Source organism: Acinetobacter sp. FL, assembly GCF_040744925.1.
Taxonomy (GTDB): Bacteria; Pseudomonadota; Gammaproteobacteria; order Pseudomonadales; family Moraxellaceae; genus Acinetobacter; species Acinetobacter radioresistens.
Map to the genome: position 1 here is coordinate 2575024 of NZ_CP160437.1, position 23941 is coordinate 2598964.

Consider the following 23941-nt stretch of genomic DNA (forward strand, 5'->3'; position numbering starts at 1 on the left):
ATAATCTAGCGTGGTGTAATACCTAAAGTACTACGCATGGTGCCACCCGTAATTGCAAGGTCTGCAATCTTTTGCATGCTACCTGAAGGGGACATCGCCATCTCTGCTTTAAAAATCTTACCCGTATTCAATGTATTAACTTGTCCAGGACTCATTAATGTAGAAGCCCGGTTAAACTGTATTTGACTGTCTACCTTCACGGTATCCTGCTTTACATAGACTCTAGATTCAAGACCGACACTACCCTGCATTTTATTGATATTTATGCTTGAAGTTTTAGACGTACCGTCTGGCCTTATGTCTTCATTAATCAGACTTACATAACTTCCTAACACTGAAGGATCTTGCTTTTGTGAAGTATTTAACTCGCTAAAATCGAAATTTGCCTTTAGAGTTAAAAAATTGCTATCCAGATTCCCTTCAGTCGGGTTAACACCCGGAATAATAAACAACTCACCATTACCATCCAGTTTAAATGCCAACGAGGTTAAAACATCATTTTTGCGAGCAAAGTTATCAATGGGTACTACCTTTTTATCACAGCTTGTTACCCCAGCCGGACAGTTATATAAAGAGCCAGGTAACTGGCCAATTGCGATTTCTGCTTTAGCAGCGAGTAACAAGTGGTCAGCCTTAATATAGATTCCCTCATCTTCAAATCCGATGACACCATCAGATTTTAAATACGCATCTATATTTCTAAAACCTGCATAATAATTTACTTCTTCACCATGCGAACCTCTTGCACCATCAACAATAATAAGCGAGGTAGTACTAGGCGTATTAGTTTTCTGGTCAATACCATAACCTTCTGTAGACAAAGCCAAGTTATAGCCTAATCCGGCTTTGCTGCTTCCGTGGTAACTATAATTCTTAGAAAATAGGGCAAGATTGGTATTTAAGTTAAAAATAGGAATACCAATACCCCATTCCGCACTTTGATTGGTTAATGCTGCCATAGAATTATCAGAAATGAATCTTGCTTTACGGGCAATCGCCTGAAAGTCCATACCACGCATAGCCAGTAAGGCAATATTTTGTGTAGTACCGGATGGCACTATGTTATAGACCAGTTCAGCTGCTGTTTCACCCAATACCTTTCTCATATTTTCATTAATGATAAAACTTAATGTAGGTGTCTGGGCAGCATTAATATAGATATCACCCAAGTCTATATAAGCATTTTGGGTGTTGTAAGCAGTTATACTATTTGCATTGCGAATGGCCAAGGGAGACAAGTTAGAAAATTCGATCGCATAACTGCCTTTACCCGTATGACCTAGCTCAAGAGTTGTAGCCTGATGATTAGCCGTAAGTAATGGATTTCCCTGACGGGTAAACTCTGCTGCCAGTCCTAAGTGTAAGCCACCTTTGGTATCGTACCCTTGTGCCTTACGTGTTGTTTCTTTCAAATCTGTAGCATTAACTGTATTAAAATTTGCCAGTCCTGTCTGGTCAGCATTTAGAAAAATCTTGCCATTGGTTAAAGCACCTGATGCTCCCATACGGATCAGGTTTTTCTGGTTAGCGGGGTCAGAACCGTAACGTAAATCCAGGTTTACTCCAGGATTAGTAGCATCACTCCGGCTTGAATGAACATCAGTTAGATCAGAAACCCGGCCCAGTTCAATTACATGATCTGTGGCTCCATTTTTACTTTTTGTGGCCAGTACAATTCCTTCTGTCGGGTCGATATACATATATCCATCCGCTGAAATATTAAAATTTAAATCTTTCAAGGTTAGATTATGGCCATTCAAGCCATAACCAATACTGGCATTTTGTAGTCTGAAATCCAGATGAGCTTTCTCGTCACGGTTAAACAGGCCCGCTGTTGTTTCCAGATTAAAAATAAGTGGCGAGATAGTCGCGAGGCTCAAGGAACCCAGGTTTTGTTGAGCAACGGTGTTCGTGCAACTGGTATCACAGATCAGCATCAGTTTTTCGACAGTCGCCTGAAAAGGTGAAATACTGCCCTGTATCTTTATTCCTACGCCCCGCTCAGTTTTTCCAACATCAACATCTAAAGTACTTTTGATATTCTGCTGGTGGATTCCCTCTACTCTGACATTATGTAAACCTAGTTTCATTTTTCCAGTGTTGGAATAATCTACCCAGTTTGCTTGATCGATGACCACTTTAGAGACTTCATGAGTAATAGAAATACCATCCTGACCAGTGACTGTACTTAATGATGAATCAGAAAGTTGCTGCAATGCATAAGAATGCTGTGCCATAAATATACAGACACTGAGCCACTTTAATTTTGTTATTTTTCTCATTTCAACATCCTTATTGATGAGCTCTCTTTTCTTTTAACAGCGACTTGTCGTTGTGCCCGCACAGTTATAACTGAAAATCTTCAGATTACCTGACATATGCAGGTTCCCATGCATGTTCACTCCCATAAAGCCTTGTTCCCCTCCTTGATCAAATCTCGGGACCAGCTTGCCGCCATCGTAAGTTGTATACTTTTTATCATTTAAATACCCTTCACTTCCGCTTTCTACCGCAAGACTTTTAAAGCCCAAATTACGGACTTTTAACGGATGGTCATCATAAAAAGTAAGTTGCAGTGCGGTTTGCGGTTCACCCTCCCGGTTTAGAATTGTAGAACCATCTAAAGAGAATTTATCTATTTGAAGAGTACCCTGTAACTGTTTAAATACCAGCCATTTTTGACTACCATTTTCGGTATGGTTGTTGGGTGAAAAAGCAAATCGACATAAAATATCTGAAACACATTGATAAGAATAAAAAGCTTGAGTTACAGTTCCCTGTGGATCATATTCAGAAATATTTTTAAGACTCATATTATTCGCATACTGATGGTTTAACGACAGTGTCCAGCTTAAATCAGCTCCCCCCTGACCTGTGATACTCAACAATGCCTCATTATCGAGATTTATAAGTTCTGCTTGGGCTGTAGATGAAAGGACTAAAGCACATAATAAATTAAATTTATTTAACATATACTTCTCCTATAGTCCGGTCGTCTTGAATTTAAGATGCTGTATCATGACCCCGTCAATCACCGCAGAGCCTAAATTAGTCATCGTATTGGATGGTCCTCTGAATACCACACCTGTAGCATTACTATCAGTATTTGCTTTAAGTAAATTTGTAGTTGGATCACGTGTTACGCTACCAATCGAGATACTGCTATGAGTAGCATTTGTGCCCTGATATTTAATAGTTGAGGTACCGGCTTTGACATCAGATAAATTCGAACCGCAATAAGCCACATTACAGGTTGAGCCCTTAAAAGAAGCTGCGGTTAAAGCACCCTCAAGCTTGGTATCTTTATCTGTATCATTATAAAAAGTATAAATCTGGCTATAGATTTCCGGCACATTCGGAATGCGGGTGACCTCAAGAATAATATTGTTTCCTTCAGAACCTAGAACAAAAGGCTGGTACATATTACCCAAGACCAGATTAAGGTTTGGACTGTACAGATATAAACCTTCCTGATCATTAAAAATTGGCGCGAAAGATTTATCCAAAGCTGGTGTAGCTGCCGTACCCTCCTGAATAGCTGCTGTACTCAAACGTATAGCTTTAGCATTGCGGCTGGTTTCTGAGTCACTTATCTTGAGAGTGGATGGGTTATCATTGGTATTCAACCGGATAATATTAGCCATACCAAGTGACTGGTTATGCTGGGTATTGTCTGAAGCTTGAGTCTGAAATAAACGGACTTGAGATCCATTTAGGCTCAGACCATTTGCTACGAATTGCATCCGCAGTCTTTGATTTCTATCAAGATCCTGATCATTTCCATCAGCAGTTGGCTTGGGAATCGGTGCTCCCGTAATCGGATTTAATGTATTAGAGGAATCCCAAGAGCGTGAAAAAGCATCCAGCCAGAAACCCAGCTTGATATTATTATCTGATTCATCGGCATCAACTTTAACCAGGGGAGCTTCTAGAGCCAGATAGCTGATATCACCAGAAGGATTTTTTGCAGCGAACTGTTTAATATTGGTCGCTGTTCCAGCACGGAATAACCATGGATTTGCAGCATCTCCCCAGTTAAATCCCTGATTACTGAACCTCTGGTTCAAGTCTGAATTGGATTTTGATAAGGCCAGACCGTAGATAAAAATGTCTGCTTTATTATGCATTGCTGCGGCTTGGGCGGCGGTCAGTTTAAGTTGTTCATAGTTCTCACCCGTCGGAATGATTCGGATGAAACCTGTATCATACTTGGCTGCATCGGTAATATTTGAACGGTTATAACTTGAAGCTGCCGACTGATCATTGGGTCCCTGAAAGACCATTTTAAAATTCTCGGGAAGAAGTGCTATTCCCTCTCCTGCTGTTTCAGCTAAACGGTCATCAGACAAGGATTCAAGTGCATAACCAGTTTGGGTCAAGCATAAGCCGGCCATAGCGGCCAAACAGGACATACGAAATCCTGTAGTCTTCCAATGATGAATCATCTCGGTCTTCCTTTTTATCTGATGCTCCGCATCATTTATTTTTATTCCTCGATATCTTGGTATTTCTAGCTTTATTCAATTATTGCTATAACAGTACTTATACCTAGATCTTTTAAAGTTAATTATGCTGAATATAAATGTAATTGCAAAAAAAATAGCCTTGAAAGACATGGTTTCCGATGAATGAATTGTAAAAAAATAGGCGGATTCAAATGATCCGCCTACTTATAAATGAAACCTGAATTATGCTTTTGGCAAAGTCACACCTCGTTGCCCCTGATATTTCCCGCCACGATCCTTATAAGAAGTTTCACACACTTCATCACTTTCAAAAAACAGCATCTGAGCAACACCCTCACCTGCATAAATACGCGCTGGCAAATTGGTAGTATTTGAAAATTCTAACGTAACATGGCCTTCCCACTCTGGCTCCAGCGGTGTGACATTAACAATAATACCGCAGCGTGCATAGGTGGATTTACCCAGACAAATTGTTAGTACATTGCGTGGAATACGGAAATACTCTACCGTACGGGCCAAAGCAAACGAGTTAGGTGGAATAATACAGACATCTGATTCAATATCGATGAAACTTTTATCATCGAAATTTTTTGGATCAACAATTGCAGAATGGACATTTGTAAAAACTTTAAACTCACGTGCACAGCGAACATCATAGCCATAGCTGGACACACCATAAGAAATCAGTTTTTGACCATTTTCATCGAGGCGGACCTGGTTTTCTGCATACGGTTCAATCATGCCGTGTTTTTCGCTCATTTCGCGAATCCAACGATCAGACTTAATAGCCATCTTGTTTCTATCCAAAAATACTGAAAATCAATTATTGCGCTGTACTTTAACTTAAATCTGTCACAATGAAAACAAGATCAGCTACAAGCCTTGACACGTATGCATGTTGAATATTATTACAGACTCAGTAAAGCCGAGTAGCTTAGTGGAATAGAAAAGCTGACCAGAATCAAGGAAGCCGTTCGCTGTAGATTACGCTGATTTAACCACCGGACTTTTGGGGTATTCAAACTTGAACCAATAAAAGTCCAGAATAATGCAATCGGCACAATAAGAGCCAGAAAAACTCCCATATGCACAGCATAGATAGACCAGTTGACCCATGCAGCGACCGGAAAAATAGCCGAAGCAAACAATAAAGCTTTAGGATTGAGTAGAGTCGCTACAAATAGCTCACGAGGACGAATCGCAGGCTGATTCAGATCAAGCTGTACATTTGCAGTTTTCCATAGTTTAACTGCCAGAAAAATAATATAAAACGCACTTAAAAGCTTTAATAAAGTTGGCAGGATCGGCAGGGTAGCTGATACTGTATCAATCAAGGTGCCCCAGACAGTAATGGCAATAATATAACCTAAAACTTCTGCTGGAATTAAACGTGCAGAACGTCGCACCCCAAGCCGGATTCCAGAAGAGGCTAGTAGAGTATTTGTCGGTCCTGGTGTAAGCAGCACGCTTGCCACTAGGCCAATAAAAAGCCATGAAATCATAGAGTCACCTCACTATTGAGTGAGCGAAGATTAAAGGAGTTTATAAACTCTCGCAAAATATAATTTTAGGAGCCTTTATAAAATAGAATTTACCACCGAGTGTTATTTATATAAATATTTTAAATACAATAATTTGTAAGAAAAAATACAAATAGAACGCTTGAGTCACTTCTTCTGCTCGAAAGACTATAAATAAAAAAGGATCAGAGCTGATCCTTTTTTATTTATAGCTAGGTAGTTGAAATATTAAGCAGCTGCTTCTGTAGTAACTCCTGTATTTTGTACCTCAGCTGCCTGAACAGGCACGGTTTTTTTCGCAGCAGGAAATGAAGGAGTATAAACCACTGTAGCAGAACTGATCACAGGAGCAGCCGCGACCAGCATACCTAAAGAGAGAGGTAAAACTTTCAGGAGAGTTTTCATAAGATTAGCTCTAAAAATAACAGTTAAAAAAAACAGCTGAGAGCTTAGCGGGGAGCTAATAAAGAAAAAATGATAAAAACGGCGAAAATTTTCAAATTGACTTGGCAGTCATTCTAGAGTAAATACTTAATTAATTTTAGTTATTTTAAAATATCAAACAAAAAAACCTTCTTGAACTTCACCCTGCCGTATCAAGAAGGCTTTGCTTTCAGAATATCGCAATTAGAAGATGCGCTTCTCATCTCGACTATGCTGAGGCAGTTTTTCAGCAATTTTTCTGGCAATTTCAATATAACTTTCAGCTGCCTCATCCCCTGCAATTACGGAAGGTTTACCGGCATCGGCATTTTCACGGATCTGAACATTAAGTGGAAGACGGCCAAGCAGCGGAATCTGGTACTGATCTGCCAACTGGTCACCTCCGCCTGTGCCAAAAATCTGCTCCTCATAACCACAATTTGAGCAGATATGTGTAGACATATTTTCGATTACACCTAACACCGGAATTTTTACCTTATTGAACAGTTCGATTCCCTTAGTGGCATCCATTAATGCTACATTCTGAGGTGTAGTTACAATTACAGCACCTGTTACTGGAATACGCTGAGCCAATGTAAGCTGTATATCCCCTGTTCCAGGTGGCATATCAATTACCAGCACATCCAGTTCAGGCCATAAAGTCTGGTTAAATAGCTGCATCAGCGCGCCTGTAGCTTTGGGACCACGCCACGCTACAGGTGTATTGTGATCTCCGGTTAAATGGCCGATTGAAAGTACGGCCATGCCATAGGCTTCAAGAGGAACAAAATTTTCTGCTTCAATAAGAGGCGTATGTCCAGCATTGCCAAGCATAGTCGGAATACTCGGCCCATAAATATCGGCGTCCAGTACGCCAACTTTTAAGCCCAGTTTCTGTAATGCTAACGCCAGATTAACAGTTGTTGTAGACTTGCCTACCCCACCTTTTCCAGAAGAGACCAGAATAATATTCTGAATACGTGAATGTTTTGGTACATCGCGTTGCTGGGGCGCAGCTTTTTCAATAGGTGGATTATTCGGGTCATTGTCAGGCGCAGTATTAGGACTGACTTGAGCTGAAGCATCCACTACCGGCGGTAAAGAACTTTTCTCACTCTGGCTGTCTTGAGCAGGGGTCGCAGCTGCGAGATTATTTTTTTGTTGAATTACATGCAGGTTCAGTTCTTGCAATCCGCATTTTTCTAACTGGTCAGCCAGTTCATCATGTAATTGCTGTAGATAAGGCTTTTCTTCAGGATATGTTTTAATGGTCAGTTGCAGGGTTGCCTCATGCAATTGCAACTGGGTAATACGGTCCTGCAAACGGTTATTAGAATGCGGCAGCACATAATTTTGCAGTACCTGCTGGATTTCTTCTTCTTTCACGCCTTTAGCTGGTGAAAATACTGATTTTAATGAAGAAAACCATGACATAACTTTGACTCCAAACCGGACCATTTCTGCTGAATAGGGTTAGTTTACCTGTAAGTGTCGTGAAGGTTAATAGCTGTTCTGTGCCAGACAGACAAAAGCCTCTAATTTTCAAGTAATTTAGTCAGCTTTATAGCTGCTGGTTTCTAATTTCTTTTCTAAATCTAGTTCTATTCAATTCTTTTTAATTATCTCTGCCTTTATTTATCAAATAAAAATTTGGTCTTATTTTCTTTGAAAACTCATTTTTCTTTCTTTACTTAACTACAGCGTGAGACTTACTGTTAAATAAAGCCTCGCTTTGTTTTCCTTCGCTCATCAGGTAAAATTGACCGTCTTAAATAATGAATACGAATGAGAGAGTCAATCTGTGCGTAATATCTTAGTCACTAACGCCCTTCCCTACGCTAATGGCCCCATCCATATGGGACACTTACTTGGTTATATCCAGGCGGATATCTGGGTTCGTGCTATGCGTGCAATGGGCCATGACGTGACTTATGTCTGCGCAGATGATGCTCACGGTACAGCAATTATGTTACGTGCCGAGGCAAATGGCATTACACCGGAAGAACAGATTGCCAATGTGCAAAAAGAACACATTCGTGACTTTAATGGCTTTGGGGTTCACTTTGATCATTATGACTCTACCAATAGCGACACGAATAAAGCACGCTCTCAAGAAATCTATATTAAAAACCGTGAAGCTGGAAATATTGCGGTTCGCCCGGTTACTCAGCTATTTGACCCTGAAAAAGGCATGTTCCTCTCAGACCGTTTCATTAAAGGTACCTGCCCAAAATGTAAAACGGAAGACCAATACGGTGACTCGTGTGAAGCATGTGGAACGACCTATAATGCAACTGAGCTGATTAATCCAAAATCAACTTTAAGCGGCGCGACACCAGTAGAGAAATCTTCAGATCACTACTTTTTTAAATTACCTAACTTTTCAGAATATCTGCAGACATGGACTCGTGATTCAGGACGTTTACCGGTTTCAATTGCCAACAAGTTAGATGAATGGTTTGATGCAGGGCTTTCAGACTGGGATATTTCCCGTGATGCGCCTTATTTTGGTTTCGAAATTCCAGATGCACCGAATAAATACTTCTACGTTTGGGTAGATGCACCGATTGGCTATATGTCGAGTTTTGAAAACTATATCCAGACCAAACGCCCAGATTTAAATTTTGATGATTTCTGGAAAAAAGATTCTGAAAATGAGGTGTATCACTTCATTGGAAAAGATATCGTTTATTTCCATGCCCTGTTTTGGCCTGCCATGCTTGAAGGTGCTAATTATCGTACCCCTACAGGTTTATTTGTAAACGGCTTTCTGACTGTCAATGGGCAGAAAATGTCAAAGTCTCGTGGGACCTTTATTAAAGCAGAAACGTATCTGGAACATTTAAATCCTGAATACCTGCGGTATTATTTTGCTTCAAAGCTTTCAGATAAAGTAGAAGATTCCGACCTTAATCTGGACGACTTTATTCAGAAGGTAAATTCTGACCTAGTTGGAAAAGTGGTTAATATTGCCAGCCGCTGTGCCAAGTTTATTAATACTAAATTTGATCATAAACTATCTGCTGAATGTGCTGAACCTGAGCTGGTACAGAGTTTTATTGAAGCTGGTGATTCGATTGCGAAGGCTTATGAAGCCCGTGAATTCTCGACTGCTATTCGTGAAATCATGGCATTGGCTGACCGTGCAAATCAGTATATTGATGAGAAAAAACCTTGGGCGCTTGCGAAAATTGAAGGTGAAGAGCTTCAAGTTCATAATGTATGTTCTGTTGGTATTAACCTGTTCCGCCAACTGGCAATTTACTTGGCGCCCGTACTTCCGGTATTAGCTCAACAGGTTCAAGACTTTTTGAAGCTTGACAGTTTTAACTTTGAATCCCGTAAGCAGGTACTGGTAAATCATGAAATTGAATTATTCCAGCCGCTGATGCAACGCGTTGATCCAAAAGCAGTTACAGCAATGGTTGATGCATCTAAAGAGTCATTAGGAGCACCTGTGGCAGAGCCTGCTAAAGTAGAGAAGAAAAAAGAAAAAGCCAAAGAGAAAAAAGCTGAAGCTCAAGTCGGTGAAGCAGACATTATTGGTATTGAAGACTTTATAAAAGTTGACCTGCGTGTAGCAGAAGTTTTAGAAGCTGCGCATGTAGAAGGGTCTGATAAGCTTCTTCAACTTACCTTAAATGTTGGCGAAACTGAACCGCGAAATGTATTTAGTGGAATTCGTGAGTTTTACCAACCTGAAGATCTTAAAGGTAAATTAGTCGTTATGGTGGCAAACCTGGCCCCACGTAAAATGCGTTTTGGTGTTTCTAACGGGATGGTTCTGGCGGCAGGTAATGGCGAAGGTGTGTGGATAATTTCACCTGAGAATGGCGCTAAACCGGGTGATAAAGTGTCTTAAGACTAGGTTACTAAACTTCATAAAGCCTCTATGTTTATAGGGGCTTTATTTTAATCAAGTAGATCAGCAGTTAGGATCAATTACAAAATTAGTTTGAGTAAATTTTTGCCATGCCCCTGTCGCTGCTCCATCTATTACAAAGATAGAGACTATTCCCCAATCTAGAAAAACACCTAATAAGGTAGTCGGATCAAATACTTTTTTAGGAGTAATCGTTGTAGTCTGGCAACCCGTTTTTTCTGCTTTAATTATATAATTATCTTTCTTTTTGAAAGTATAAACAGCATTATGTTGACCCATGTATTCTTCATTAACATATAGTTTAGCAAGTGCATCATTACTACGAATATTTACAGTTTGAGTTGAACCATTAAATATAGTAGCACAACCCGAAATCATTAATAGCGTGCATCCTAAAACTGAAACCAGAAGTTTTCTCATTATTTCCCCCGAAATAAGTAACGATTATTTAATAAAAAATGGTCAGCAATTTAAAAAGTGCTAAACTATACTTATTATTTCTGAATTACAAATATTTTTTAACTTTACTATTCATAAAATATTTAATTAAATTAAGCGTTTTAACACACCTATTAAACTCAATACTATTTTAAGTCTTATAAATTTATTAAATCTTTTTAACTGATTTTAAAAAGTAATAGCCCCTCAAGTGAGGGGCTTTTTAAACAGGCCTTATTATTTTATAAAAAAAGAAAGTATTACTTCATCCCAAAAATTAATTTAAGACCTAATAATGTCATTACACCACCAGCAATCCGGTCAAAAATAGCTTTAAACTTCAAATAAACCTGACGTGGCTTCTCGGCAGATAGTGCAACAGCTACCAGAGAATACCAGCCAGCATCAATAAAGAAACACAGCAGAGGTAAGACCACATAAAAATAGGGAGGTATTTCTTTAGGTAAGAGTGCAGTAAAAATACTGGCTAAAATAATAGAAATTTTAGGATTACTTAACTGTGTAATCAGGCCTAAACGATAAGCTTGGGCATAGCTCATCGGTTGAACTGATCCATAGGTACTACCCATTGGTTCTTTAGCATGCTTAATAATTTTATAAGCCAGCCAAAGTAAATATAAACCGCCACAGACTTTCAAAATAAAATAGGCCGAAGGCACAGCCAGCAATATGGCTTGTAACCCCATGACGGCAAGAAAACCAAACAATGCTGCGCCAGTCCCTGTGCCCAGTGCAGTAAACAGGCCATGCTTACGTGAAATCGCAATTGAATTTTTTGCCACATAAATAAATGTTGGGCCCGGACTTATTGCGCCCAGCATCAGAGCTAGTGCAATTGAACCTATAATAAATAACGATTCCACAAGCGTGTCCTCAAATCATTAGAGAGAAATCTTTAATTGTGGTCTTTATAGCGAAGTGCATAGAGTTAGTCTATCAATTTATTAGAAAACATACAGCAGCCAAGATACAAACTGAAATTGTATGGTATTAAATAAAGACTCAGAATATTTTTATATTAAGAAAATAGCAGAGTATAACTTTATCTCATGAAACTTGCCGAAGCGTTGATTCTGCGAAGTGATTTACAGACCAAGCTTGCATCTTTGCAGCAACGTATTAATAACAATGTACTGATACAAGAAGGCGACCAGCCCAGTGAAGACCCCGAGAAATTGTTAAAAGAAGCATTTGCAGTCAACACCGAGCTGCATGATTTGATTAAACGGATTCACATGACTAATGCCCAGGCCCAAACCGTTCAGGGTAAAGCTTTACTGGATGTTTTAAATGAACGGGATTTCCTGATTAGTCAGCATCGTATTCTTCAACAGGCAATTGACAGTACACGGCGTGAATCTGCAAGATACAGTTCCAGTGAAATTCGCTGGATAAAAGTAGTCTCTGTCAGCGATCTACAAAAACAGGCCGACCAGATCAGTCAGAAATTACGTCAGAACAATCTGGAAATTCAAGCATCAAACTGGCAAGTAGATCTCATTTGATTATTTTATTGATCTGTTTTTAAAAACAGGACAATATTCAAAGTTCGGGCATATTGGGCGAGTACAAGACCTTTTTATCCGGTTTGTAAGGTTTTAAATAAGACAAACCCTTGCATAGAGGTAAGACGTCTACTTCAATACTTCATTAGTCTGACGTAGCACTTTTCATCTTTTATCTCTTACTCTTTAGTTAGCACTACCGTGTACTGACAATATGCCCACCTTCCTTTCTTTTTCAGCTAACTCTCTTGTAAGGATATAATTTGTCTTATGGCCTAGCTGTTTGTATATCTGTCAAACGGTAATGCTGCTCATATACAGGCGTACCTGCAATACTGAGGGGTGTCTGAGTTACCGGTTTGTTCAGCTGATCTTGACCGCATCCGCTCAGCAGCATTAATACAAATAGATAAAAAATTGGGGACTGCTTTTCCATACTGGCACTCCTTTTTTGTTGTTGTTATTGTTTCATACTGAAAATAATACAACAGTCATCGCTCAGCAAACAGCCTGAATAAGTAAACTTTTATATAAAACTTATATTTACTTTAGCCTTCCTTGAACTTGCAGAAAACCATAGGGAGCATGCTCAAAACTGCCCCTTTGAAAAGTATAAATGCAGTTTTCTTTTTATACTGTAGTGTCTTATATTTAACTAAAGCTTTAGAGTTTCAACAAAAAACTTACTTACATATCAGTATATAGCTTTCAATATATGCCTAGTCGAACTCTCCATCATTTTTAATACTTAAAAATTCAATTAGCGAGAAAGCTATAACTTGTAATAAGCTCACTCTTTGTTTGAAGCTTTATTTATAGAGTTGGCGGTCGCCTTAATATAGGGAAATATGAGTGGAACTTAAGGTTTATAACCTTGGGTTCTAAAACTGGGAAGCTGTATGGATAAAACACCACGTTTTATAGAAACTCCACCGGACTGGACACCGGATGAACGCCCGACCTTACCTGGTTCTCCAGCAGCAATCGCCCACTCACGCCCAAAGCGTTTTCTTTATCTGTTTATTGGATTATTTGTAGCCATTGCAGCCAGCTTGAGTAATGGTTTTATCACTGCCAATCTACCTATCATTCAGGGGGAATATGGTTTAACCCTATCAGAAGCGGCATGGCTACCAGCAGCCTATGTTATGGCTAATGTCAGCTCAAACCTGATTTTATTTAAAGCCCGACAACAATATGGTTTACGTCTGTTTTCAGAAGTCGGGCTGATTGCTTTTATTGCAGTTCTGATTCTGCATATTTTAGTACATACCTATGAAATGGCTCTCTTTGCCCGTTTTATTGCCGGTCTGGCTGCCGCGCCGCTCAGTTCTCTAGGTATGTATTATGTTATGCAAGCTTTCAAGAAAGAAGATATGGCCAAAGGTATTTATATTGCTTTTGGTTTTCAGCAGCTTGGCTTGCCTCTAGCCTGGATTATTTCACCTTACCTGGTCGATACTCATAGCTGGATGGTACTTTACACTTTTGAACTAGGGTTAGCCATCTGCTGTCTGGCAATGGTAGTTTCATTAAAATTACCACGTAGTCTAAGAATTTATGTTTTTGAAAAACAGGACTTTTTTACCTTTTCATTACTTGCTCCAGGTTTTGCCTGCCTGTGTATAGTACTTACTCAGGGACCAATCTTGTGGTGGTTTAATAGTGAATGGCTGGCATATGTGCTTATTGCTGGTCTTACCCTGTTAGTCGCCGGATTACTTTATGAACACTACCGGGTCAACCCGCTTATTATGACGCGCTGGTTGAGTACGGGGGCAATTTTACATTTTATTCTGGGCGCTTTTGCCATTCGTCTGCTCATGTCGGAACAAAGTTATGCCGCTGTCAGTTTTTTAAAAACGGTAGGTATGGGGCCAGACCAGTTTGTTCCACTGTATATCGTTATTGGAGCGGGTATTCTGTCCGGTACACTTTTTAGTGCTTTAACCTTTTCTAGAGAGCGAATTATTATACATCTGGTACTGGCTGAGTTTTTGATCCTGGTGGCATGTGGTCTAGATTATCATCTGACCAGTGATGTACGGCCTTCCAATTTCTTTACCAGTCAGTTTCTGGTTGGGTTTGCAGGCGGTGTTTTTATTGGCCCCCTGCTACTGGCCGGTTTTGCCAAAACACTAGCACAAGGGCCATCGCATGTCGTTACCTTCATTGTGCTGTTCTCTGCAACTCAGACTTTTGGCGGACTGGTCGGTTCTTCATTTTTCAATACCTACCAACAGCATCGTACCCAAAACTACAAAGCTGAAATTACTTTAGAAATGGACAGAACCGATCCACTGATTAGCCAGCGTTTACATCAATACCAAGCCGCCACAGCTGCTCAGTCACCTGATAGGGTACTCGCACAAACTCAAGCATTACGAAACTTGAATCAAGTTGTAACCCGCGAAGCACAAGTCCGGGCCTATAATGATGTTATTGCCCTGAACGGGCTGTTTGCTGTAGTACTGTTAATCTGGGGCCTGTTTATTATTGTCCGGATGAAGATTGTTGCAAGACGCATGCAGACATAGACACAACCTGCAAGTTAAATGAAAATTTGATATAAAAACAGAATTTGAGTTATATCCATGCCAGAAGACCAAAATAAAACTGATCAACAGACAGAACCGGCAGCACAATCTGAACAGGTTGAGCATGAAAAGACTGAAGCCCCTGCTACACCTCAACCTTCCAGCAAGCTGATTCCAACCAGACATTCCACTTTATTCTGGATGCTGCTTGTTTTAATTATTGGTATTACAATTATCTTATGGGCCTGGCGTTTAGGTCCGTTTCATACAGCAATAGAACGTACTGATAACAGCTATGTTAAAGGGCAAACAACTATTTTGTCTTCTCAAATTAATGGCTATATTCAGCAGGTCATGGTCAAAGACTTTGACTATGTCAAAAAAGGGCAACCTTTACTGAGAATTGATGCAAAAACTTATGGGGAACAAGTTGTCCAGGCAGAAGCTGCGGTAGAACAGGCAGAAAACAATCTGGCTAACCAAGAACAGGCAATTGCCCAGCACCGCGCCGATATTGCAGCAGCTCAGGCGCAGGTAGAACAGGTCAAAGCACACTATGAACTGGCGCGTAGCCAGCTACAGCGCTATCAGCAGCTTGGTAATAGCGGTGCTGCATCTAAAACAGAACAGGACAGAGCCGCAGCTGATGTAAAAAATGCACAAGCACAGCTTAGACAGGCTGAAGCAAATGTTGAGGTCGCACGTGAAGCATTGAAAACTGCTCAAGTGGCCCAGATTGGTCTGAAAGCACAGGTCAAAAATGCACAGGCACAACAAGCACAGGCTCAAACCACCCAAAACTATAGTCTGATCAGTGCTCCAATGGACGGCCAGCTTGGGGAGGTAAACCCGCGTGTGGGGCAATACGTTGCTGCAGGTTCACAGCTTTTATTTTTGATTCCAAAACAGACTTGGGTTATCGCCAACTTTAAAGAAACCCAGATTGCCAATATGAAAGTAGGTCAGAAAGCAAGTTTTACAGTAGATGCTTTGAATGATCGTCAGTTTACTGGTCGCGTAGAGCGGATTGCTCCGGCAGCCGGTTCAGAATTTAGTGTAATTAAGGCTGATAATGCTACAGGCAATTTTACCAAGGTGGTACAGCGTATATCGGTACGGATTGCAATTGATTCAAATCAGCCAGGAATTAAGGATTTGCGTCCGGGTATGTCCGTAATCAGTTCAGTTGATACCAGCTCATAATGAGCTGTTTAAATAACTACCATGTAACAGCAGTGGACTGCCTTTTTAGCTACAACAGTTTATGATTGTTTTATCTTAGTCTAGTCTATATTGCCAGTTTTTATGCTTGACCTTCTAGCTCAGCCTGTACCTTACCAGACTATTATTCAGAACGCTCAACTGAACTTAACTGTCAAGCGGCTAGATCTGGTTCATCCAGAAATTTCTGGCAATAAATTTTATAAACTTAAAAACAATATCCATTTTGCTCTGGCAGAAGGATTCAAACAGCTTCTGACTTTTGGAGGCGCTTTTTCGAATCATATTGCTGCTACCGCCGCCGCAGGCAAACTTGCCGGTTTATCTACTATAGGTATTATCCGGGGAGAAGAACTGGCTCAGCATCCGTTTAATCCAACCCTTATGCAGGCCCAAGCAAATGGCATGCAGCTCTATTTTATAAGTCGTCATGAATACAGACACCGGGCCGACCAGGCCTACCTGCAGACGTTACAGCAACGTTTTCCTCAGGCTTATATCATTCCAGAAGGCGGTACCAATTCACTCGCTGTAACTGGGTGCAAGGAAATCCTTTCTTCACAAGATCTGGAAAACTATGATGTTTTCTGCTGTGCGGTGGGTACTGGCGGAACTATTAGTGGCTTGATTGAAGCCAGTTCAGAACAGCATCAGGTCTTAGGTTTTCCAGTGCTAAAGGGAAATTTTTTACAAGCAGAAATTACTCAATGGACTAACAAAACCCACTGGCAGCTGCTACAGGATTATCACTTTGGTGGTTATGCTAAAACTACGCCTGCGCTGCTCGACTTTATACAACACTTTAAGAAAGCTTATAGTATTCCTCTTGAACCAATCTATACGGCAAAAATGCTATTTGGACTAATAGATCTGATTCAAAAAAATTATTTTCAACCTCATACCCGTATTCTCGCCATTCACAGTGGAGGATTACAAGGTTTCCCTCTACCTCCTGAATCTTTTTCTGAAAATCGACTATAATGCCGAGCTTTTTTATGACTGGGAATTACTGATGGCTGCAGCATATTATGATGTGATTGTTATAGGTGCCGGCGCATCTGGACTAATGCTCGCAGCTTTGGCTGCCAGACGGGGGCGTAAGGTTCTGGTTGTAGAGAAAGCCAATAAAGTCGGCAAAAAAATTCTTATGTCTGGTGGCGGTAAATGTAACTTTACCAATTTATATGTCGAGCCTGAACACTACATTTCCCATAATCCGCATTTTGTTATCTCTGCTCTATCCCGCTATAGCAACTGGGATTTTATTGGACTGGTGTGTGATTATGGTATTGAGTATGAAGAGCGCAAGCATGGACAGCTCTTTACCTTAAACGGCGCCAAAGATATTTTAAACATGCTGCTCAGTGAATGTAAAAAAACAGGAAATATTGAAATTCGAAGCAGCTGTGAAGTCAAAGCGGTAAATCCACTTTGTGAAAACAGCTTCGAAGTTATCACAGCACAAGGTCAGTTTAACTGTGAATCTGTTGTTGTAGCTTCTGGTGGTTTGTCTATTCCTACACTGGGTGGTTCAGGTTTTGGCTATGAACTGGCAAAACAGTTCGGTCATTATGTTTACCCTACCCGTGCAGGCTTAGTTCCTTTTACCTTTAGTGATCAGTTCAAGGAAGTAACTACCCGTTTAAGTGGCAATGCACTGGAAGCAACTCTAAGTAATTCTTTAAATAGTTTTACTGAGGCCCTGTTATTTACCCATCGCGGTCTAAGTGGCCCAAGTGCCCTACAGCTGTCTAATTATTGGTGTAATGGTGAAAGCTTTCAGATTAATTTTCTGCCGGGAACAGATATAGCGATATGGTTAAAACAAAAAAAACAGTCGCAGCCTAAAGTTCTGCTCCGTACATTACTTAATGAATATATGGCTAAAAGTATTGAAGTAGAGCTACAGAACTTGATTTGGCCTGAAGAATCTGAAATTGGAATTGGTAATTTAAGTGACCAGAGACTAGAAGAAATCGGTGAGAATCTGCAAAATTTTAGTGTTAAGCCTTCTGGCACAGAAGGTTACCGTACCGCTGAAGTAACTTTGGGTGGGATAGACACGACTGAAGTTTCATCCAAAACCATGGAAAGCAAAAAACAGAAAGGGATTTATTTTATTGGTGAAGTGTTGGATGTCACTGGTCACTTAGGGGGATACAACTTTCAATGGGCATGGGCTTCTGCCCATGCTGCCAGTCAATATGTATAAGTTATTCGAGATAATCTGTACGTAATAAAATGATCTGGCGCGCCTGCTGTAAACGGTTAATGGTCGCCTCCATCTTGTTTACAGCAAGCCTCATTGAACTTGGTTTTTCTGTTTTAAACATTGTATCTAAAAGATTTTTAATTAACATAACAGTTCCTTGTTTAGATTTTTATTGAATACTATTTTTCTTTAAGTCTTCATCATATATAAACTGTTTCCTCAGCACAATTGACGCCCTGCAAAATTTGCCATACTTTCATGACGATATTTGGTCTTAAAGATTTTTCAGAACTCCTCATGCTTCTGTTCTGGACATTTTACCTTTGAATTATGTTCGGACTTACTTTCGGTTACATTCTGTTTATGACTTAACTCAGAATTTTTCTTAAAGATAAACTTATAAGCCGCACTTAAAAAACCTGTAGTAATACCGGCAATAATTAATGGTGCAAGAACCTTGTTAGGTGAACGTCGCTCCGAATAGTTTTGCATTATTTTTATACCTCTCCTGTTATGAACTTAAAAAGAAAGGCCACGCTCAGGTGACCCATCTTTTAATCAGATCAAAGCTTATTTTTGATCATCTTTCTTTTCTGGATTTTTGTTAGCATCTACATTCGGCTCAGCTTCACCTGTAGAGCCAAATGGATTATTAGTAGGCGGATTTACTGGATTAACCCCTACTGAATCAGGCGTAACCTGATCAATGCCAGAGGCTTCATCATCACCATATGGTGCAGTCGTTAATGTTGCCGGAGTAGTATTTGACAAATCAGTACGCATTGGCGCATTGGTATCATTATCGGTATCTGGCATAAAAGTTCCATTCTCCGCAGTTTTAGTTGTGCTGTCAGTTACCTGGGACGAAGCCCCGTCCATAGATAATTCAGATGATTTAGCGGCTGAAGTATCTGTACCTTGAGATGAAGTCATTGACGGGCTAGTTGCAGGGGTGTGAGCAGCTGCAAATGAACCAGTGGTTGAAGTCATTGTTGAACTGGTAGTACCAGAGTCATTATTACGTAAAGGGTTTGGATGGTTTGCCTCACGTTTTGCTTTATCAATCAAGTCAGTCAAAACACGTTCAGCCGGTTGGCGTCCACCTAAACCAAAGGCTAGAGCAAATGCTACTGCTACAGCACCCAGAGTCAGACCAAAGGCAAGGTTTACAATAGAGTCGGCAATGCCCATTGCACGTAGACCCATAGCAATTACCAGACCCATAATTAATACACGAACCAGACAACCTAACCAACGTGAGCTATTGTATTCACCACGTTCAACAACATTCGCTACTATATTGGCCAGCCAGAAACCTACTACCAAAATTACTGCACCTAGCAGAATATTGGCACCAAAGTAAATGAACATGGCAATTAGCGCGCTGACCTGCTCAAAACCAAGACGGTTTGCTGCTTCAGACAGAGCAAACAGCATAGTGAAGAATACAATTAGGTAACCAACAATACTGGATACTTTGGCATTACCCATGAAACGCTGAACACCAACCTTAGCTGGTAGTTCATCTGCACCTGTACCGGCAATCAGTTCAGCAACCAGACGGCCGACAAAGCGTGACACGATGTATGCCAGAATCAGAATCAGGCCCGCAGCAATAATATGCGGAATTGCATTCATGATTTCATAGAGCATCGCAGTTGCAGGTTGAGAAATACTTTGTATACCTAGTGCTTCAAAAGCTACAATCAGTGCTGTAATCATAATGATTGCAAACACGAATGAACCAAGGAATCCAGGTAAATTAGAATTTTTAAATAAACCTACTTTTTGTACCTGAGTCTGCAAATCAAGGCTATTAACCAGACCTTCTACAATGCCACGAACAATTTTGGCCAGAATGTAGCCTGCAAACAGGATGATAGCTGCCATGAATATATTAGGAATATATAGCGCAGCTTTATTAACCAGGTTTTGAACTGGCACCAAGAGGCCATCCAGTCCCAGAATAGAAAGGACAATTGGCAGGAACAGTAAAAGGATTAACCAGTAAATGATATCAGCAATATTTTTACTGATAGGACTTACACCGACATCATTACTCAACTTTTCATCAAGTTGTGTACGGGCCAGTACCTTGGTTAAACCGGTACGCACCAGACGTGCTACCAGCCAGCCAATAAAGCCTACCGCGATTGCTGCAATCAGATTAGGAATGAATACCAGCACCTGACTGATCATATTACTAAACGGACCGCTGACGCTATTGATATTCAGAACATTTAAAGCAGCAATAATGGCAATAATTAAAATAAACCAGAATACAATACGTGAGAAAAGTCCCTCATAATTCGGAGACGTTCCTGTAGTTGTAGTGTGCCCTGCTGCATTAGATAATTTATGATTGGTATTCATTTTTTGCAGAAGCTTTTTAACTCCGGCAGCAATGACCAATGCAATAATCCAGCCCAGAATTAATATCACAACCGCCGCAATAATGGGATGGAATTGATCCCAATAGTACATTGCATCAAAACCCGGACCTCGGGCTCCTCCAGCATAGTAATCATTCATTTTGTTATGCCCTCTTGTTATGCTTCAATTTGCTTGTTTTAAAGCGTTTTAAGTTGTTAAGAATGTTTAGAAAGCTAGGCTTATATTCCTTTTCAACATATTTTGTGGACAATGTTTATTCAACTACAGTGAGCATAAATACAACAAATCGTCAGTAAAAGATTGCAAAAAAGCCCTAATGTATACACATTAAGGCTATAGGCTGAGGTGACTTAAGTGGATAGCAATATTTAAACGGCCGCCACTATAGTCTGATCCTCGTCTAGCTAGCCTTATTGACCATGGGCAGAGCCAGTACCGGTATCATGAGCTGCTGCTGTACCGCCAGTATCTGTTGCCGTTGCCGTACTGTTGTCTACTGCTGTCGCTTCGGTATTACCGGCTACTGCTGGGGTTGTATTGTTCATGGAAGCTTGTTCCATTTCTGCATTAGGATGCTGTGGCGGAGCCTCAGAGGAATCCGGATCACGGTCGCCAATCATATAAACTACTAAAGCCGCCAGAAAAATACCTACCGCAATAAGAATATAAATAGGTAAACGGTTTTTTTTTGCCGTATCCTGTGGGCCATTAGTATGAGGCGGTTTATTAAAATCGTGTTGCATAGTCATTCTCTTATTCTTATGGCTTGGATTTTCATCATAACAAGCACTTATGTTGTATTGTGTGAAAAAGCATAGTGGGAACGTGTGCAATGTTTCTAAGTTGTAGTTAAAAATGCGCTATACTATTGGGCCAAGTTTTATGCATTCTGTTTATTTATGGCATATCGTCTACAGCGTACCTCACTGGATTTAGACACAGATGTTACGCATCAGTGCTATTTACATCATACGCGTGACCTGCACCTGATCGGGATTATTGAGTTTAGCAAGCCTAGCTATGTGTTAAAGTGGGGTGATCTAGAATACTTCCGGCGTCGTACTGAAGAATTTTCAGTAATGCCGTTTCCCGATTGTGTAAATGCGATGATCATTGATATTCGTAATATCAGTGCATTTCTGGATCAGGAAGTGCCTATCATTCCTTGGCGCCTGCTTGAAGAAGACTGTCCAATCCGGCTGGTGGTCCCACAAGACCGTATTGAACATTATTCAGGGATATTTGAACCGACTTGGCTCAGTTCAGATGTTGACAGTGCAATTCAGGAGATCCGTGAGTTTGTAGATATGTTTGTACATTAAACATATCTATATATACTTATTATTCCTTACCAGTAATTTTCCACCGCAATATTTCCCTCACCCCGACGATTCATACTGAGCCCACGCCGTTTCAGTGCCTCTTTGGTATCTTCTACCATTTGCGGATTACCACAAAGCATTACATGACTGGTCTCAGGGTTAAATTGCAGCCCTACCGCAGCTTCCAGTGCACCATTTTCAATAAGTACGGGCAAACGTTCATGTAATCGTGCATTTGGGTCACGGGTGATAACTGGTATAAAATGAAAGCCTTGATGCTCTTCCCCAAATATTTTGGCCATTTCCTGAATGCGGTCTATATAAGCCAGCTCAGCCGCTGTACGTACACTGTAGACCAGCTGAATTGACTGATATTTAGTCCAAGTTTCAAAATCCTGTAGCATTGATAGAAACGGTGCCAGACCGGTTCCTGTGGCAAGCAGCCATAGATCTTTAGGCAGTGGCAACTGATAACGTGCCAAAGTCAGATACCCATAAGGAATCTTTTCCAGATACAGCCCGTCATTTACTTTCAGGTACTGTAGCTGAGAAGTAAAAGCACCGTCAGGCACAACAATCGAGAAAAATTCCAGGGTTTCATCAAAAGGTGAAGAAACAATTGAATAAGCACGTACGATCAGCTCATCTCCAACTTTTAAGCCTATACGCGCAAACTGGCCGGCAGTAAACTTGAAATGTGCAGGTCGTGTCAGCGTAAAACTGAACAGGTTAGAGGTCCAGCGCTGTACTGATAAAACTTTTTCCTGAGTAAATTTTTCAATTGACATGATTTCTACATGGCATGAGAGACTGTGCTCATGGTAGCATGACCATCTATTTATTTTATATTTTTTAAACGTTAAGGCTTCATTCATGCGTATGACATTACGCCAGCTGGCGGTTTTTGTAGCAGTTGCTCAAGAGGGTACCGTCACCCGGGCAAGCGATGCCGTAAAACTGACTCAAAGTGCAGCCAGTATGGCACTGGCAGATCTGGAAGATGGTTTGGGTGCCCCCCTGTTTGACCGCTTAGGTAAACGTCTACAACTGAATGATCTGGGACGTTTCTTGCTTCCGCAAGCTTTAGAAATACTAGGTCGTTGTGAGTCTTTTGAACAGGCTGCCAAAGGTGAACTACAAAGTATTGATTTGCGTCTGGGTGCGACCTTAACGATCAGTGATTATTTAATGCCTGATCTGATGGCTGGTTTTTTGCAGCTTCAGCCCCAAGCTCATCTACAGCTTCAGGTAGGTAATACCCGCCAGATGATTGAAGCTGTAAATCAGTTTCAGCTGGATTTGGCACTCATTGAAGGCTCATGCCATTTACCCCAACTGCAATGTATCCATTGGCGTGATGATGAGCTTGCTGTCTGCTGTGCACCTGATCATCCATTGGCACAGCTTAAACAACCGCTGAGTCAGAAAGATTTTTTAAATACTGAGTGGATTTTGCGTGAAGAAGGTTCAGGTACCCGTGAAGTATTTGATAATAGTATTTTGCAGGATCTACCTGATGCAAACATCCGTTTAACGCTTGGGCATAATGAAGCCATTTTAAAAATAGTTGCTGGTGGTATGGGGGTTTCCTGTATTTCCAGACTAGCTATTGAGCCTCTTCGTGAAAAAGGTCAGTTAGTCATACTAGATACACCCTTCTGGCAGTTAACGCGCCCTCTTTTTATGCTGGTTCACCGCCAGAAATATCAGGGTCCGGGTTTAAAAGCATTTATGCGATTTTGTGAAGAGAGATAAAAAAAAGCGCCTTAAGGCGCTTTTTTTGATCAGTCTACATCATTTTCATTAGCTATATTCTTACTGTCTTTCTTATTTTGGAGCTATTTTTGAAAAAATCTCATTTTTTAGCAGGAATTCATCTGGCTAATATCACGCTCATTCTAGCCAGATTAAGCGGGTACAGGCCTTTGCTATAATGTTACACTCTTAACCTTAACAGCATAATTTGCAGTATTTCAAATTTAAAATATTCTAATAAAAA

The 23941-nt window shown here is 40.5% G+C and carries 23 protein-coding genes; 8 read left to right on the forward strand and 15 right to left on the reverse strand.

Annotated elements, in window-relative coordinates; all coding sequences use genetic code 11:
- Positions 1–5 precede the first annotated feature (5 nt).
- From ABZP31_RS12050 to apbC, 7 genes are all read right to left on the reverse strand, one after another.
- Positions 6–2282, reverse strand: a complete 2277-nt coding sequence (locus tag ABZP31_RS12050) for a DUF6160 family protein (RefSeq protein WP_034675719.1) — start codon at positions 2280–2282, stop codon at positions 6–8.
- A 33-nt stretch (positions 2283–2315) separates the two neighbouring features.
- Positions 2316–2972 (reverse strand): hypothetical protein, encoded by a 657-nt coding sequence (locus ABZP31_RS12055; protein ID WP_034675722.1) that lies wholly within the window; start codon positions 2970–2972, stop codon positions 2316–2318.
- Between the two features lie 9 nt (positions 2973–2981).
- Positions 2982–4445 (reverse strand): hypothetical protein, encoded by a 1464-nt coding sequence (locus ABZP31_RS12060; protein WP_034675725.1) that lies wholly within the window; start codon positions 4443–4445, stop codon positions 2982–2984.
- A gap of 243 nt (positions 4446–4688) precedes the next feature.
- A complete protein-coding gene (dcd, locus tag ABZP31_RS12065) occupies positions 4689–5258 on the reverse strand; it encodes a dCTP deaminase (protein WP_005018739.1) in 570 nt (189 codons plus the stop codon).
- A gap of 116 nt (positions 5259–5374) precedes the next feature.
- On the reverse strand, positions 5375–5968 hold the full coding sequence (locus ABZP31_RS12070) for a LysE family transporter (RefSeq protein ID WP_005018736.1): 594 nt from the start codon (positions 5966–5968) through the stop codon (positions 5375–5377).
- Between the two features lie 246 nt (positions 5969–6214).
- Entirely contained in the window at positions 6215–6391 is a 177-nt protein-coding gene (locus tag ABZP31_RS12075; RefSeq protein ID WP_171070615.1) for a hypothetical protein, read from the reverse strand.
- A gap of 222 nt (positions 6392–6613) precedes the next feature.
- A complete protein-coding gene (apbC, locus tag ABZP31_RS12080) occupies positions 6614–7843 on the reverse strand; it encodes an iron-sulfur cluster carrier protein ApbC (protein ID WP_034675728.1) in 1230 nt (409 codons plus the stop codon).
- A gap of 367 nt (positions 7844–8210) precedes the next feature.
- On the opposite strand from apbC, the gene metG reads away from it, so the two are divergent.
- A complete protein-coding gene (gene metG / locus ABZP31_RS12085; protein ID WP_248088153.1) occupies positions 8211–10271 on the forward strand; it encodes a methionine--tRNA ligase in 2061 nt (686 codons plus the stop codon).
- A gap of 63 nt (positions 10272–10334) precedes the next feature.
- Here metG and ABZP31_RS12090 read toward each other — a convergent pair whose 3' ends face one another.
- On the reverse strand, positions 10335–10712 hold the full coding sequence (locus tag ABZP31_RS12090) for a hypothetical protein (RefSeq protein WP_119879544.1): 378 nt from the start codon (positions 10710–10712) through the stop codon (positions 10335–10337).
- A gap of 278 nt (positions 10713–10990) precedes the next feature.
- On the reverse strand, positions 10991–11614 hold the full coding sequence (locus ABZP31_RS12095) for a LysE family translocator (protein ID WP_005027647.1): 624 nt from the start codon (positions 11612–11614) through the stop codon (positions 10991–10993).
- Between the two features lie 186 nt (positions 11615–11800).
- On the opposite strand from ABZP31_RS12095, the gene ABZP31_RS12100 reads away from it, so the two are divergent.
- Complete coding sequence (locus ABZP31_RS12100) at positions 11801–12256, forward strand: DIP1984 family protein (protein ID WP_005406622.1); 456 nt, start codon at positions 11801–11803, stop codon at positions 12254–12256.
- Positions 12257–12524: 268 nt separating this feature from the next.
- Here the strand turns inward: ABZP31_RS12100 and ABZP31_RS12105 are convergent, their stop codons facing one another.
- Positions 12525–12692 carry an NF038215 family lipoprotein gene (locus tag ABZP31_RS12105; RefSeq protein WP_171405377.1) on the reverse strand — a complete coding sequence of 56 codons (168 nt, stop codon included), beginning with the start codon at positions 12690–12692 and terminating at the stop codon, positions 12525–12527.
- Between the two features lie 463 nt (positions 12693–13155).
- Between ABZP31_RS12105 and ABZP31_RS12110 the strand changes: the two genes are divergently transcribed.
- The 4 genes from ABZP31_RS12110 to ABZP31_RS12125 all read left to right on the forward strand — a co-directional run bounded on the left by ABZP31_RS12110 (position 13156) and on the right by ABZP31_RS12125 (position 18226).
- Positions 13156–14793, forward strand: a complete 1638-nt coding sequence (locus tag ABZP31_RS12110; RefSeq protein ID WP_248088151.1) for an MFS transporter — start codon at positions 13156–13158, stop codon at positions 14791–14793.
- A gap of 57 nt (positions 14794–14850) precedes the next feature.
- Positions 14851–15996, forward strand: a complete 1146-nt coding sequence (locus tag ABZP31_RS12115; RefSeq protein ID WP_248088149.1) for an HlyD family secretion protein — start codon at positions 14851–14853, stop codon at positions 15994–15996.
- 102 nt (positions 15997–16098) lie between these two features.
- Positions 16099–16995: a 1-aminocyclopropane-1-carboxylate deaminase/D-cysteine desulfhydrase gene (locus ABZP31_RS12120; RefSeq protein ID WP_248088148.1), complete on the forward strand. Its 897-nt coding sequence runs from the start codon at positions 16099–16101 to the stop codon at positions 16993–16995.
- 31 nt (positions 16996–17026) lie between these two features.
- On the forward strand, positions 17027–18226 hold the full coding sequence (locus ABZP31_RS12125; RefSeq protein ID WP_367156815.1) for an NAD(P)/FAD-dependent oxidoreductase: 1200 nt from the start codon (positions 17027–17029) through the stop codon (positions 18224–18226).
- A 1-nt stretch (position 18227) separates the two neighbouring features.
- Here ABZP31_RS12125 and ABZP31_RS12130 read toward each other — a convergent pair whose 3' ends face one another.
- The 4 genes from ABZP31_RS12130 to ABZP31_RS12145 all read right to left on the reverse strand — a co-directional run bounded on the left by ABZP31_RS12130 (position 18228) and on the right by ABZP31_RS12145 (position 21363).
- Positions 18228–18374 carry a hypothetical protein gene (locus tag ABZP31_RS12130; RefSeq protein ID WP_248088144.1) on the reverse strand — a complete coding sequence of 49 codons (147 nt, stop codon included), beginning with the start codon at positions 18372–18374 and terminating at the stop codon, positions 18228–18230.
- Positions 18375–18511: 137 nt separating this feature from the next.
- Positions 18512–18718 (reverse strand): hypothetical protein, encoded by a 207-nt coding sequence (locus tag ABZP31_RS12135; RefSeq protein ID WP_248088142.1) that lies wholly within the window; start codon positions 18716–18718, stop codon positions 18512–18514.
- 78 nt (positions 18719–18796) lie between these two features.
- Positions 18797–20758: a mechanosensitive ion channel gene (locus tag ABZP31_RS12140; RefSeq protein WP_005406548.1), complete on the reverse strand. Its 1962-nt coding sequence runs from the start codon at positions 20756–20758 to the stop codon at positions 18797–18799.
- 272 nt (positions 20759–21030) lie between these two features.
- A complete protein-coding gene (locus tag ABZP31_RS12145; RefSeq protein WP_005406693.1) occupies positions 21031–21363 on the reverse strand; it encodes a hypothetical protein in 333 nt (110 codons plus the stop codon).
- Positions 21364–21519: 156 nt separating this feature from the next.
- Here ABZP31_RS12145 and ABZP31_RS12150 point away from each other — a divergent pair, with 156 nt between their 5' ends.
- The gene (locus ABZP31_RS12150) at positions 21520–21942 is read left to right on the forward strand and encodes a hypothetical protein (protein ID WP_005018694.1); all 423 of its coding nucleotides are present in this window, start codon (positions 21520–21522) and stop codon (positions 21940–21942) included.
- Between the two features lie 26 nt (positions 21943–21968).
- On the opposite strand, the gene ABZP31_RS12155 is transcribed toward ABZP31_RS12150, so the two are convergent.
- Positions 21969–22730, reverse strand: coding sequence for a ferredoxin--NADP reductase (locus tag ABZP31_RS12155; protein WP_248134152.1), 762 nt, complete (start codon positions 22728–22730; stop codon positions 21969–21971).
- An 85-nt stretch (positions 22731–22815) separates the two neighbouring features.
- Here ABZP31_RS12155 and gigC point away from each other — a divergent pair, with 85 nt between their 5' ends.
- A complete protein-coding gene (gene gigC, locus ABZP31_RS12160) occupies positions 22816–23697 on the forward strand; it encodes a LysR family transcriptional regulator GigC (RefSeq protein WP_367156816.1) in 882 nt (293 codons plus the stop codon).
- The last annotated feature ends 244 nt before the right edge of the window (positions 23698–23941 follow it).